This is a genomic window from Shouchella sp. JSM 1781072, from assembly GCF_041949915.1.
Taxonomy (GTDB): domain Bacteria; phylum Bacillota; class Bacilli; order Bacillales; family Bacillaceae_D; genus Shouchella.
Map to the genome: position 1 here is coordinate 451,046 of NZ_JBHFQE010000003.1, position 12,985 is coordinate 464,030.

General features: G+C 42.8%; 14 protein-coding genes. 6 read left to right on the top strand and 8 right to left on the bottom strand.

The window, feature by feature from the left end:
- Positions 1-85 precede the first annotated feature (85 nt).
- Positions 86-544, top strand: coding sequence for a DinB family protein (locus ACE1TH_RS16240; RefSeq protein ID WP_255301217.1), 459 nt, complete (start codon positions 86-88; stop codon positions 542-544).
- A complete protein-coding gene (locus ACE1TH_RS16245; RefSeq protein WP_375079552.1) occupies positions 541-1,029 on the top strand; it encodes an NUDIX hydrolase in 489 nt (162 codons plus the stop codon). Before ACE1TH_RS16240 ends, ACE1TH_RS16245 begins: the two co-directional genes overlap by 4 nt.
- Before the next feature lie 261 nt (positions 1,030-1,290).
- Here the strand turns inward: ACE1TH_RS16245 and ACE1TH_RS16250 are convergent, their stop codons facing one another.
- From ACE1TH_RS16250 to ACE1TH_RS16265, 4 genes are all read right to left on the bottom strand, one after another.
- On the bottom strand, positions 1,291-2,799 hold the full coding sequence (locus tag ACE1TH_RS16250) for a tripartite tricarboxylate transporter permease (protein ID WP_375079553.1): 1,509 nt from the start codon (positions 2,797-2,799) through the stop codon (positions 1,291-1,293).
- A 14-nt stretch (positions 2,800-2,813) separates the two neighbouring features.
- The gene (locus tag ACE1TH_RS16255; protein ID WP_099304304.1) at positions 2,814-3,272 is read right to left on the bottom strand and encodes a tripartite tricarboxylate transporter TctB family protein; all 459 of its coding nucleotides are present in this window, start codon (positions 3,270-3,272) and stop codon (positions 2,814-2,816) included.
- 9 nt (positions 3,273-3,281) lie between these two features.
- On the bottom strand, positions 3,282-4,283 hold the full coding sequence (locus ACE1TH_RS16260; protein ID WP_099304306.1) for a tripartite tricarboxylate transporter substrate binding protein: 1,002 nt from the start codon (positions 4,281-4,283) through the stop codon (positions 3,282-3,284).
- A gap of 83 nt (positions 4,284-4,366) precedes the next feature.
- Positions 4,367-5,998 (bottom strand): AMP-binding protein, encoded by a 1,632-nt coding sequence (locus ACE1TH_RS16265; RefSeq protein ID WP_375079674.1) that lies wholly within the window; start codon positions 5,996-5,998, stop codon positions 4,367-4,369.
- A 401-nt stretch (positions 5,999-6,399) separates the two neighbouring features.
- Between ACE1TH_RS16265 and ACE1TH_RS16270 the strand changes: the two genes are divergently transcribed.
- Both ACE1TH_RS16270 and ACE1TH_RS16275 read left to right on the top strand, forming a co-directional pair.
- Positions 6,400-6,990 carry a hypothetical protein gene (locus ACE1TH_RS16270; protein ID WP_099304308.1) on the top strand — a complete coding sequence of 197 codons (591 nt, stop codon included), beginning with the start codon at positions 6,400-6,402 and terminating at the stop codon, positions 6,988-6,990.
- A 208-nt stretch (positions 6,991-7,198) separates the two neighbouring features.
- Complete coding sequence (locus ACE1TH_RS16275) at positions 7,199-8,098, top strand: MSCRAMM family protein (RefSeq protein ID WP_375079554.1); 900 nt, start codon at positions 7,199-7,201, stop codon at positions 8,096-8,098.
- Between the two features lie 52 nt (positions 8,099-8,150).
- Here the strand turns inward: ACE1TH_RS16275 and ACE1TH_RS16280 are convergent, their stop codons facing one another.
- From ACE1TH_RS16280 to ACE1TH_RS16290, 3 genes are all read right to left on the bottom strand, one after another.
- Positions 8,151-8,825: a response regulator gene (locus tag ACE1TH_RS16280; protein WP_306345959.1), complete on the bottom strand. Its 675-nt coding sequence runs from the start codon at positions 8,823-8,825 to the stop codon at positions 8,151-8,153.
- 5 nt (positions 8,826-8,830) lie between these two features.
- A complete protein-coding gene (locus ACE1TH_RS16285) occupies positions 8,831-10,423 on the bottom strand; it encodes an ATP-binding protein (RefSeq protein WP_099304314.1) in 1,593 nt (530 codons plus the stop codon).
- Positions 10,424-10,732: 309 nt separating this feature from the next.
- Positions 10,733-11,293: an undecaprenyl-diphosphatase gene (locus ACE1TH_RS16290; RefSeq protein ID WP_099304316.1), complete on the bottom strand. Its 561-nt coding sequence runs from the start codon at positions 11,291-11,293 to the stop codon at positions 10,733-10,735.
- Between the two features lie 217 nt (positions 11,294-11,510).
- Here ACE1TH_RS16290 and ACE1TH_RS16295 point away from each other — a divergent pair, with 217 nt between their 5' ends.
- Positions 11,511-11,708, top strand: a complete 198-nt coding sequence (locus tag ACE1TH_RS16295) for a hypothetical protein (RefSeq protein WP_375079555.1) — start codon at positions 11,511-11,513, stop codon at positions 11,706-11,708.
- A gap of 21 nt (positions 11,709-11,729) precedes the next feature.
- Positions 11,730-12,353 (top strand): alpha/beta fold hydrolase, encoded by a 624-nt coding sequence (locus ACE1TH_RS16300; RefSeq protein WP_375079556.1) that lies wholly within the window; start codon positions 11,730-11,732, stop codon positions 12,351-12,353.
- Positions 12,354-12,404: 51 nt separating this feature from the next.
- On the opposite strand, the gene ACE1TH_RS16305 is transcribed toward ACE1TH_RS16300, so the two are convergent.
- Positions 12,405-12,944 carry a YusW family protein gene (locus ACE1TH_RS16305; protein ID WP_099304320.1) on the bottom strand — a complete coding sequence of 180 codons (540 nt, stop codon included), beginning with the start codon at positions 12,942-12,944 and terminating at the stop codon, positions 12,405-12,407.
- Positions 12,945-12,985 lie beyond the last annotated feature (41 nt).

Here is a 12,985-nt window from a genome sequence, read left to right on the forward strand (position 1 = left end):
AATGAACTGAAATCTGCTCTTGTGCCCCCTCCTGCTTTCTTTCTCCCCTACGTTTCCTCTATACTGTCACAAAGGAGGCGATATTGTGTCAGCGATTCGTGATTTAACACTAATGATCGAAGAAGTAAAACCGTTAAAGGATCAGGAAGAGGCGGTTCTAACTGAACCGATTTCAGAAGGAAAATGGTCACTACGAGAAATTGTTGCGCATTTGTATAAATGGGATGCTTACAACACGACAGAGATGGTCTCTCGTATGGAGGATGGTGCACAATTGCCTGAATTCCCAAACCATGATTCGTTTAATGCAGCCGGTGTCAAAGAACTTGAAGGCATTTCTGTCTATGAGATTGTGAATCGTTTTATTTCACAGCGTGCTTCTCTGATTGAAGCGCTAGATGCGGTCGATCCACAGGCACACTTTACGATCGGAAAAGGCAAGCGTACGTTTACCGCAGAAAGCTTTGCGAAAATTTTTGTTCATCATGACGGTGAACATTTGCCACAAATTCATGACCAGTTAGGGCAGGATAGTCGGTCTTGAAAAAAGTAGATGTTTATTGGGGCGATAATCTTGTGCAGTTAACATGGCTGCCGATGACTACGCTCCTATCTACGAAAAAGGTTACGAGCGCCCATGGATTTTGTTTTTATCAAGGAAACGTCATGCTTGTTAAGTTAAAAAATCGTGGCTGGGACCTCCCTGGTGGGCACGTTGAAGCAAATGAAACGCCAGAGGATGCATTTAAACGAGAGTGTATGGAAGAAGGGTATGTTTCAGGTAACTGTACGCTTTTGGGTTGTATTGAAGTGAATCATGAGCACAACGTAACATGGAACGAGACGAGTCCTTACCCAAAAGTCGGCTATCAAGCGTTTTATCGCATGGACGTAACGGATGTTTACTTTTTCAATGCCCAGTTTGAAGCAACGGATCGAACATTTGTTGATCCTCAAGTTTATCCAGAATGGCATCATGGTTGGCATCGTGTGTACGAAGCCATTTTAAATCAGGCGGCGCGTAGCTAACGTAGCTAAAAAGTCGAATGTCTACATGAACACTCGAAACTATTGTCGAAAGATTTTCTTACCGCCCTTCTCCTTTTTTAAAATCAATCATGATAAGCTTTACAAAAAGAGGTGATTGTGCTGAACATTGCCATTCTGGTAGGATTGACGATTGGTTTACCAGCTCTCATTGTCTTCATCATTTTAAAACAAACAAAGCCCTCTGCTTAGAAGACAAAAAGCCTTATGAGTCTAACGCTCACAAGGCTTTCTTCAATCATTTTACATCCCAATAGAACCGTCGTGACTCGCACGGCGTTTTCGAGCGGTACGCCATGCCGGAATAACCAAAGATAAAACCGTTAAAACAATTAACGAAATAGCAAGTGGACTTTGCGCGAAAATCATGAGAGACCCGTCCGAAATGGTTAACGATTGTCGCAACATTTGTTCCATCATACCGCCAAGAATAAAAGCTAAAATAAAGGGTGCTGCTGGGAAAGCGAAAATGCGCATTAAGTAGCCAAGGATGCCGAATAAGACGAGCAAATATAAATCAAATGTGCTGAAACTCACGGCATATACGCCTACTAAGCTAAAAATAACAACGAGCGAAATTAATAAGGGCCGCGGAATTGACAGCACTTTCACGAAATATGAAATGAGCGGTAAGTTTAAGATTAATAGAAACACGTTTCCTAGATACATACTCGCAATGACGCCCCAAAATACAGTAGGATTCTCTGTTACGAGCAGTGGACCTGGCTGTACGCCTAAAACGAGAAACGCACCTAGCATGACCGCTGTTGTGCCGGAACCTGGAATTCCGAGTGAGAGTAACGGAACAAACGCGCCACTTGTTGCAGCGTTGTTTGCAGTTTCAGGTCCAGTTAATCCTTTAATCGAACCTTTTCCAAACTCTTCTGGTTTTTTTGCTAATTTTTTCTCAGAGATATAAGCGATAAACGAGGAAATCGTTGCTCCTGCCCCTGGAAGAACGCCTAATAAAAAGCCTAGAAAAGATTGCCGTGTCATCGGTCCTTTCATTTCGTTCAAATCTGATTTGCTCAACTTTAAACTACCGATGTTTTTAAATCCACTCATGGACTCACGACGATTTAAAATTAAGAAACATACTTCCGCTAAAGCAAATACGCCTAAGGCAATTACGAGAAAATCGATGCCGTCGAGTAAGTTGACGTTGCCAAACGTAAAGCGTGTTGTGCCTGTTTGCGAGTCAATCCCGATCGTCACAACCATAAAGCCAAGTACAGCTGCGGTTAACGCTTTTAAAGTCGAGCCGTCGCTTAAACTTGCAATAGCGGTCAAGCCAAGTAACATGAGTGCAAAATATTCTGGTGGTCCAAAATAGATCGCGACGCTCGCGAGCATTGGTGCAAATAACATTAATAAGATTACGCTGACGGTTCCGCCAACAAAGGAAGCAATGGCTGATATGGCTAATGCTTTTCCAGCTTTCCCTTGCTTTGCCATCGGGTAGCCATCAAAGGAAGCGGCAACGGTACCGGCTACTCCTGGCGCATTTAATAAAATGGATGACGTCGATCCGCCATACATGGAGCCGTAATACACACCTGCCATCATTACCAGCGCAATCGTCGGGTCCATCCCGTACGTAATCGGGATCATAATGGCAATCGCACTTATCGGGCCAAGCCCTGGAATCATCCCAATAATCGTTCCTAATAATACGCCAATAAAAACAAACAAGATTCCTTCCCAGCTAAATGCTGCGGCAAATCCTTGTAATAATCCATCAAAGGCTCCCATCTTCTATCCCCCTTCTATATCGGCAGGATGCCAGCCGGTAGGCGGATCGCTAAGCCATAATTAAATAAACTATAGACACCAATTGAAAAAAACAACGCTGTTAAGATGGTGACGAGCCATTTTGTATACCCTAGAAGGCGAGATGAAATAAGAATAAATAAAGCCGTCATTATGACAAATCCCACCACTTCTAGAAATGTGATATATATGAGCACTAAGCCCATCATGCCAAGCAACATGTACGTTTCCTTTTTGGGAATGGTTCGTCTTTTCTTCTGTTCCTCCGTATCCGTATCTTTTGCAAAGAAAAAGCATACCCCTAAAACAAAAAGGCAGATTCCTAATAGTTTCGGAATAAGATCTGAATCAACTGGAACAAAGGCATACTCTGGCAACTGAAACGCCATCAATAAATAGCCAGCAGCTACAACCATCAATACAATGGAAATACCGCGGTTTACCGTTAATTTCATTTTCTCCTCCTATCTTCCACCGAAGCCAAGCTCTTCTAACGCTGCTTCTAGTTCGATGGATTGTTGGTCCAAAAATTCACCAAATTCTTCTGGCCCCATGTAAGACTCATCCCATCCATACGCTTCTCGCACTTCAGCGAATTCAGGTGAATCAGAAGCTTCTTTAAACACATGTTCATAATAAGCAAGTTGTTCATCTGTCATATCTGGCGGTCCAAAGACACCACGCCAAACGACAAACTCTGCCTCAATCCCTTGTTCCATTCCAGTCGGTAATGTTGACAAAAATTCACCATCCAAGCGTTCTGGTGCAGTAATGCCGAGCACTTTCATTTTGCCTGCACGAGCTTGCTCGGCGGCCTCGGACACACCTGTTGAAATGACATCTACACTCCCGTTTAATACCGATGTCATTGCTCCACCGTCTTGATCCGACACATAACGAATCTTCGTAATATCTACGCCTGCTGCCTGTGCAAACAGAATAAACTGCATGTGATCCATACTCCCTGGCGAGGAGACACCAATTGTCGTAACTTGGGTCGGGTCTTCTCTCATATCCGCAAACAATTCCTCAAGGGTATCCCACTTCGCATCTTCCCGAACCGCAAATGCACCATAGTCGGCAATTAAGTTTACAATCGGTGTAAAATCTTTGTAGCCGTACGGCGACTGCCCAGCTAACTCAACAAAATGAAGCGGTGGCGAGCTAATAAAAATATTGTGCGGGTCATTTCGTTTGTGAATATAAGCCCACGCCACAGCACCTCCCCCACCTGGTTTGTTTACTACACCGAAGCTTTGATCCGATAAATCGTTTTCATCAATTGTTCTTGCTAGCATCCGAGCAGTTGTATCCCACCCACCTCCTGCAGCAGCAGGCGCAATAAATTCAATCGATCGATCCGGTTGCCAATTTCCTGTTGCATCAACTGAACCGTGCTGGACCGGCATTGAACATGCTCCTAGCACGGTTGCGAATGCCAGAGGAACAAGCCATTTCTTTTTCATCGCACACACTCCTTTTAAAGATATAAAAGATCTTTGATAACTTCATTTTAGATAAAGGTAGCCTTTCAACTACCTTCTTTCATTTAAAGCGTTTTCATTGTTTGGATCGCTTGTTCTTTTAATTTAAACTTTTGAATTTTACCTGATGCCGTCATTGGGAATTCTTCACAAATCTCGATGTAGCGAGGAATCTTATAATGAGCAATCTTCCCTTTGCAAAAAGCGATTAATTCTGACTTTTCAACCTCTAAGCCTTCCTTTACCCGAACCCAAGCCATCACTTCTTCTCCATACTTCGGATCTGGTACACCAATTACTTGCACATCAAGTAGCGCTGGATGCGTATAAAGAAATTCTTCTACTTCTCGAGGGTAAATATTTTCCCCACCACGTATAATCATATCTTTTAAGCGACCTGTAATCGTACAGTTTCCCGCTTCATCCATGACTGCTAAATCGCCTGTGTAAAGCCAGCCTTCCTTATCAACCACTTTGTTTGTCGCGTCAGGATTCTTATAATAGCCTTTCATCACGTTGTAACCACGGCAACAAATCTCTCCTTGCACACCAGACGGGACTTCAGTTCGTGTCGCCGGATCGACTATGCGCACGTCTAGATGTGGCATGGCTCTTCCTACTGTTTGCACGCGAATGTCTAACGAATCATCTGTCCTCGTTTGCGTAATACCTGGTGATGTTTCGGTCTGACCATACACAATCGTCAGTTCAGATGCGCCCATATCATTGGATACTTTTTTCATCACTTCAATCGGGCAAGTCGAACCAGCCATAATCCCTGTACGCAATGAAGTGAGATCAAATGATGAGTAATCCGGATGATTCAGTTCGGCAATAAACATTGTAGGCACACCGTGAATTGCGGTACAACGCTCTTTTTCAATTGAGGTAAGCACGTCAATGACATCAAATTCTTGCACCGGTACCATTGTGGCTCCGCTCGTTACACAAACGAGTGTCCCAAGCACACAGCCGAAACAGTGAAAAAAAGGAACGGGGATGCACAAACGGTCTTCATGGGTGAACCGCATTCCTTCCCCAGCGTGTTTTGCCGTGTTGACTAGATTATTGTGGGTCAGCATCACACCTTTCGGAAAACCGGTCGTCCCAGATGTATATTGCATATTAATGACGTCTTCAGGATCGAGCTCATTTAACCGTTCGTTTAGCGCATGATTGGTCACCTTATCAGCATATTGGAGTACATCACGCCAGTTAAACATGCCAGGGTATTCGTCTTCACTTAAGACAATCACATTTTTTAAAAATGGGTACGTTTCTGACTGTAGCTTCCCTTTCTCCGACGTTTTCAGCTCTGGGATCACTTCATAAACTATGTCTAAATACGACGTTCCTTTGTACGATTCCATTAAAATGAGCGTTTGTGAATCGGATTGTTTCAGCAAATATTCTAGTTCTCTTGCTTGATAATTCGTATTCACCGTCACGAGTACAGCACCCATTTTTCCTGTAGCAAGTTGGGTCGTCACCCATTCTGGCGTATTTGAAGCCCAGATGGCAACGTGATCCCCTTGCTGAATCCCTAGACCTATAAATGCTTTTGCGACACGCCGGCATTCCTCATTAAACTGCTCATAGGAATAACGCAAGCCACGATCCACATAAACGAGCGCATCGTTGTCCGGAATCTCCTTTGCTTTACTTTCAAGCAACTGCCCAATCGTCATGTCCAACATCTTACTCATGCTTGCAACGCCACCTCTCATTCAAAAACTAATAAAAAGACTGCTTATAACTGAAAAGTCCGAAAATAAATCACGAACTAGTTTTTCTTTTTTAACGAACTTACATCGCTTTAAGCACATTCTTTTATCTTGTATTGTTTCTCTTCTTGTTTCTGAACTCCTTCTTCATTTTTAAAGAGGAGAGGCGTGAGGGTTTCATCTTGAAGCTTTTTTTATCTTACACGGAAGGGTCAAAAATGTAACCGTTTTCAATTTAATGTTCATTTTGTTCATAAAGTTTATGGAAAAGAGATAACGAAATCTGTTTCATGCAAGATTACATCCAGACGTAATACCAACATCAACTCCACTAATGGTACGATGTAGGTAACCGAAACAATGAGGTGCTTATCATGATTGAAACAACTGACCGCAATCAATGGCTGCTAAAGTGCTCGCTGTTCTTAACGTTAAATGCTGTACTCGTTTTATTACCGCTGAATCAGCTCTTTTTCACGTTTACTCTAACCTATACCGCTTCATTCTTATTTCTACTTCTTGTCGGGAATACGTGGTTCTTTTACTTATTTTTCCTAACGTTCACAGACGTGTTCCGTTCGTTTCAGATGTTCTTATTAAGCGGCGTACTCGCCGTTACGTTGTGTCTTCCTATTGCGCATCTCTATGAGCCGCATGGCGTTAACAGTCAATATGCTTCCATTCCGATGCCAAACAATAACGATCACTTGCTCATTCGGTATGAACACTACAACACCTTTATGGGCGACCTTTCATATACGTTCCAATTTTATCGAGAAGGGACTGTTCTCTCGCGCTATATTCGAGACGCAAGCTTGTATGAGTATCACTCTTCTAGTTACGTTGACAACGATCGTTCAGAGCCATTGGATTATCTCGGGTTTGATGATTACCACTGGCTTGATGAAACAACCGTCCGAATCCCTCGATTTCAAGGGTGGATTCATATTGATATGGAGGAGTAACTCCACTTATGGAAAACGGCTTCTAGTCCATTTTCGTTCTTTTTTAGGTAAAGCAGAAAGCGATTTCCTTGCACATACATATCCTAGTATTCATAAAGAAAGGAGTGTTGTGCACGATATGAAGAAGAGGGAATGGAACGATTGTGAAACAAAACGAGACTGTTCCTGTAAGTGTCAGCCACCATTCGTCTGCCCTCCTTCCTTAAATTTGCCTGGGACAATCCGTATTGAAAAAGTCGATACGACCACTGGTACGCCTGTATCTGGAGCGGTTTTTTTAGTTACAGATTCTACAGGTCGATCCAAACTAGCTTTTTCGAATGAAAGAGGAAGAGTTGCGGTTCAAGTTCCAGCAGGAAGGACATATACAATAAGAGAAGTTGCCGCACCAAATGGGTACATTCCTAACCCACTCACGTACGTTGCAACAGTTCGGCGAAATCGGGAGGTCTATGTAAACGGGGTGTTAACGCCGATTTTATCCATTGGAAATACACCGGTTGGAGCGGCGCCAGGGAGTCTGCCTGTATTATTACTGGCTACTTTTACAAATACGCCGATTGCTGATGGTACCTTTACCCTAACAGGAGGCAATCAAGTGTTGACGGTTACTACAGATGAGAATGGGATTGGCCTCTTCACGAACATCCCTGCAGGTACGTATACACTTGCGCAAACAGGCGCTCCATTTGGATACAATATTGACACACAAACCTACCAAGTTATTGTGGATACAGATGGGTTGGTTTCCATTAATGGCGTACAAGTACCTGCCACGGGTTTCATTATTACTAATGATTTAACGATTATTTTTCTCGCCATCCGCAATCTGCTTTCATTTGGAGGAACGGCTTCTAACGCAACCTTTAGGCTCGTAGCGTTTGACGGCAGCTACGACGAGTCTATTTCTGCAGGGACTACTGGAACGGTCACGTTTGCAGGGCTTAGCCCGGGAAGATACGCGCTGTCTCAACCTATAGCGCCTGTACTCGCTAGAAGAAGAAATGACATTGTTTTTGTTACAGTCACTGAGGATGACCGCGTCTTAGTTGAAGATGGAGACTTTACAAACAGATTTTATATTTATGTGAATGAAGCCTTAATTTAGAAAACGGCGATGTTAAAGCAACAACATTTAACATCGCCTTTTTTTGCTTCTATCAAGATCCACCCGTCATTTTCCAATATTTCCGCTCTGGTCGCCCGACGATTCCATACTCTAATTCCGCTTTCGCTTCTTCAATGGAAATTAAGTATTCTAAATAGCGGCGAGATGTGGTTCTGGAAGCGCCAAATTTTTTCCCAAGCGCTTCCGCTGTTATCCCTTCCTTTTGATCGTGAAGAAGCTGGCGCACTTTTTCTAACGTTAATCGATCAATCCCTTTAGGAAGTTCCTCTCCTTTATCACCGCTTTCTTTTACACGAAGAAAAAAGGTGTCCGCAATGGATTGTGTGATGCGTGTAGAATGGGTTAATTGTTTTCGTTGCTCACTCGCTTTTTCAATAGCTTCTTTTAGTCTTTCAAATGCAATCGGCTTAATTAGATAGTCAACTACGCCATGATGCAGCGCTTCGGTAAAAATGTCTTTCTCTGTAGCCGCGGTAATTAAAATGACTTGGACATGTGGAGCCACTTCATACAATTGTTCGAGCACATCGACACCAAGCTGGTCTGGCAAATAAACATCCAGCAAGACAAGGTCAGGTTGATGTTGGTCTACGAGACGGATGGTTTCACTGGCGGACTGCGCTTTTGCAATCACGTGCACACCTTGTAGTTGTTGTAAAAATTTTTCATGAATATCTGCTACATGATAATCATCTTCGGCAATCATAATGTTCACGTTGTACCCCCACCTGTCTTTTTTGGAATGTAGATGCTGACAATCGTTCCTGTTGGTTGATTGTGCTCCATTTCAAGCGTACCTTTTAATTCCGCTAACGCGGCTTTTACTAACGCCAGCCCATAACCTCGTCTGCCATTTTTCGTCGTAATCCCTTGCTCAAACAACTGCGACTCTATTGAGTCATCAATGCCTGGTCCATTATCAGCAACTTCCACAACGAGCTCATTGCCTAAGTCTGTTAGAAAAATGTCCACTGTCGGCGTCTCTTTCCCCATCACCGCATCAAATGCATTATCAATAATGTTGCCAATAATCGTGACGAGAGGCGCGGCCGCATCCGGTGGCCACTGCCATTCGACTGTACTCGAAGCATCAATAGTGAACGTCACCTTTTTCTCAGACGCCTTCGACCGTTTCCCTATGAGCATCGCTTGAATCGTCGGATCATGAATTTGTTCAAATACGATTCGATCGCCACGTGTCTGCGTGCCTGTCTCTTCTTCAATAAAAGCGATGGCTTCTTCGTGATAGCCAAGCTGAAGATAGCCCGAGATTGCATACAGTTTGTTCGTGTATTCATGGGTTTGAGCACGTAGATCTTTTGAATATTGTTGAATTTCCGAGAGCGCATTAACCAATTCTTGCAATTCTGTTCGCTTTTGAAAACGCGCAACCTTTCCAGCATATTGCCCATCTTCATTTATCGTCTGATAATGCACGATTAACCGTTTTTCCTGATACGTCATTTCATTTTGCCCGGACGTCTGTTCATCGTTTAAAACGGCAGCCATCTCTGAATGAGGCAACACGTTATCGATTTTTTTGCCAATTGCGCTATCAGAGAGCTGGAGAACGTCTTTGGCAATCGCATTCAACAGCGTTACTCGTCCTTCTTGATCGGTCGCAATCAAGCCCTCACTAACCGCTTCAATGACGGCGTGTCGCTCTTTATAGAGGCGGGCAATTTGGTAAGGCTCCAATCCAAAAGTGTCTCGCCGAATGCTCCGTGCCAATGCACTGCTCCCAATTAAGCCAATTAAAAAAATGATCACAATCGCCGTACAAAAGATAACAAATCCTTTTAAAAATGTTGAATTAATGTATTCGATCATATAGCCAACTGAGACAACACCAATAATCGTCCCGTCCTCTGCCCGTACAGGTGTCTTCCCGCGAACCGCTTCACCAAGAGAACCTACCGCAACAGACGTATAGCTTCTACCATATAGAAGCGCGTCATCGTTATCACCACCGACCATTTGTTGCCCGACTTGATCTTGATTTGGATGCGTTATTCGAACGCCCTCCGTATCACCGATGACAATATATTCTGCATTCGCGTTGGCTTCAACCGTATCAATGAGCGTACGCAACGCGGCTTCATCACCATTTCCCAATAATACTTGCCTCACTTCAGGAATTTCCGCCACAGTGAGAGCCGTCGTTAGCGCTTGCTCGCCGATTAAATTCCTTGCTTGCTCTCGCTCTAAATAGACATATACAACGGTTACAAGCAAGATAATGAGTGTAATTAACGCAATAACATATCGACTAAATTTCCGCTCCAGCGTCTTTCTTTTTTTCATCCTATTGCCACCTGATGTTTTGTTAAAAGATTGGGTTCCGCTTACATTTTGTTGATTTTATTCTAACATGGTTTCGAAACACATCGCGTTAAAAGTTTTATTCAAAAAAACACTCTCCTACTCATCACAAAACTCGAATAGGAAAGTGTTTCTCTTAAAATATGACATCACTCATAACATCAACTAGCGCAAATCCTAAAACCCATAACAAGAGTGAGAGCGGGATCGCAAAGAGCATTCCTTTTATCAATCCATTTCTCATGAACACGCCTCCTCTTTCCAATGTGTTCCATTATAGTAGCCCATCTATTAATAGGGGATTTCTTTCGATCCTCTTCTCGATTGCTGCTCCTCTTTTCGACCAAAAAATTGGTTGTAGAGCAACTTCAACAAGCTTACGACCAGTAGCGCAATCACGAATCCACCTAGTACATCTAATGGATAATGGTGGCCCAAGAAAATACGCGAGAACCCAATAAAAGTCGCGAGCACAAGTAAGACCGTCCCTACTTTTTTATGAAATAGAAAAATTGATAAGGCAATCGTAAATGCAGCCAGCGTATGGTTCGAGGGAAAACTGGATGCTGTGTTATGCGCAATAATAAGATTGACGTCATGCTCTAAAAAGGGGCGAGGCCGATAGGTAAGTCCTTTAATGAGATAGCCAATCCCCATTGATAGCCCGATCGAAATGACCGTGAATAGTGCCGTTCGTAATGAGGTTCGTGACTTGAAGCCAAGAATCATAAACACCACCACCGCGAGCGCTAGTATGATTGTGACATATTCAGAACTCCACACCATTAACGTATCGAGGAACTCACTCTCCCCGGATAAATTATTAATCTTTCTAAAAATCGTATAGTCCATCTTGCTCTCCTTCTAGTACGCAACGCTTTATACTCAAATCGTAGCACTAGTTATTTTTGAAGGGAAGTTAAAAGATACGGAGATAATATGTGAAAATAAGAGCGAAACGAGGAAAAATCCTGTTTATCGATCATGCTTTAGACAATCCGCACTAACATACCATCCCATCTCTTTGATATACTTTCACTATGCAACACGACTCAGCCGTTAAAAAGGTGTGTTTACAATCGGTACATTCATTACGTTATTCGCTATAGCAATTATCGGCATCCTCTTCTTAATTGTCTCTTTTACAAGTGGCTCGAATCCAACTACTCAAGTCGAAATGTATGAACTGCTTTATTTAGTACCCCTGGTTCCGATACTCATCTACCTCGCCTGGATTGTGATTCGCAATCAAAAAGGAGACAAATAACGAATCAAGGAGGCATTACAGATGAACGTTTTTATTCATGGCCTTGGTCAAGATGCATCAAGCTGGACAGCTACCATAAGGCACCTCTCAACAAAGGATGATCTTGTTAGCGTCCATCTCCCCAACTTGCTTCAACATCAAGAAGTTACCTATCAAGCACTCTATCAGCAATTTAAATCGTTTTGTCTTTCGTACGACCAGCCACTCCATTTAACCGGTTTATCATTAGGCGGTATACTGGCATTGAATTTTGCAATCGAGAACTCTAAAAACGTTGCGACTTTATGCTTAATTGGCACACAAGATAAGATGCCTAAAACGTTACTCAATTTGCAATCGTACATCTTCAAATGGCTACCAAATCGCGCATTTTCACAAACCGGTTTTACGAAAAATCATTTTATCTCATTGACTCGTTCAATGGGTGATCTTAATTTTCAAAATAACTTAAAAAAAGTAACTTGTCCTACTCTTATCATTTGCGGCAGTCGAGACGTCGCAAACAAAAAAGCATCCTACCGATTAATGAAGAGCATTCCTACAGCCAGTATGGTCATGATTCATCGTGCTGGACATGAAGTGAACCAGCACCAACCTTTGTCACTTGCGAGTATCCTTCATACTTTCTACCAATCAAATGCGTGATTCTACTGAAAAAAGGTTTGGGTGTCATACACCCAAACCCTCTACTTCACGTTATTCTTGTTCGTCTTCTGCCTCAACTTCATCATCGTTGAAGAATTCTACTTCTACTTCAAGCTCACTGTACGTTTCATCGAGCATGAATGCATCGATGCTTGCTTGAATTAATTCATCTTCCGTTGATTGCTCATCAATGTCGAGTTGAGTAAGCATCGGCTCAAGTTCTGCAAGCGCTTCTTCGCCCTCTAATTGAACCTGTTCGCCGTCTCTTGTATCTTCAATCTCTGCTTGAGGTTGACCATTGTTATAGTCATATTGCACTTCATATTCTTCATTGTCATATTCTGCTTCAAGTTCAAACTCAGCAAAGTTTAACTCTTCATACCATGCAGAATCGGTATCTTCATCTGTCTCTGTACCTTCGTCTTGATCTTGGTCAGTGTCACCATTTGTTGCATCTTCATTTGTGTTGTTTTCTGTTGTTTCATTGGTTGTATCTTCACCGTTCGTTGATGTGTCTTCTTCGCCATTTCCGCATGCTGCAAGCGTCAAGGCCATAGCTGTTGTTAATCCAACCAATCCATATTTCTTCATCTAATAGAACCCTCCAAAAAAGTGTCTCCTCCTCTCTACCT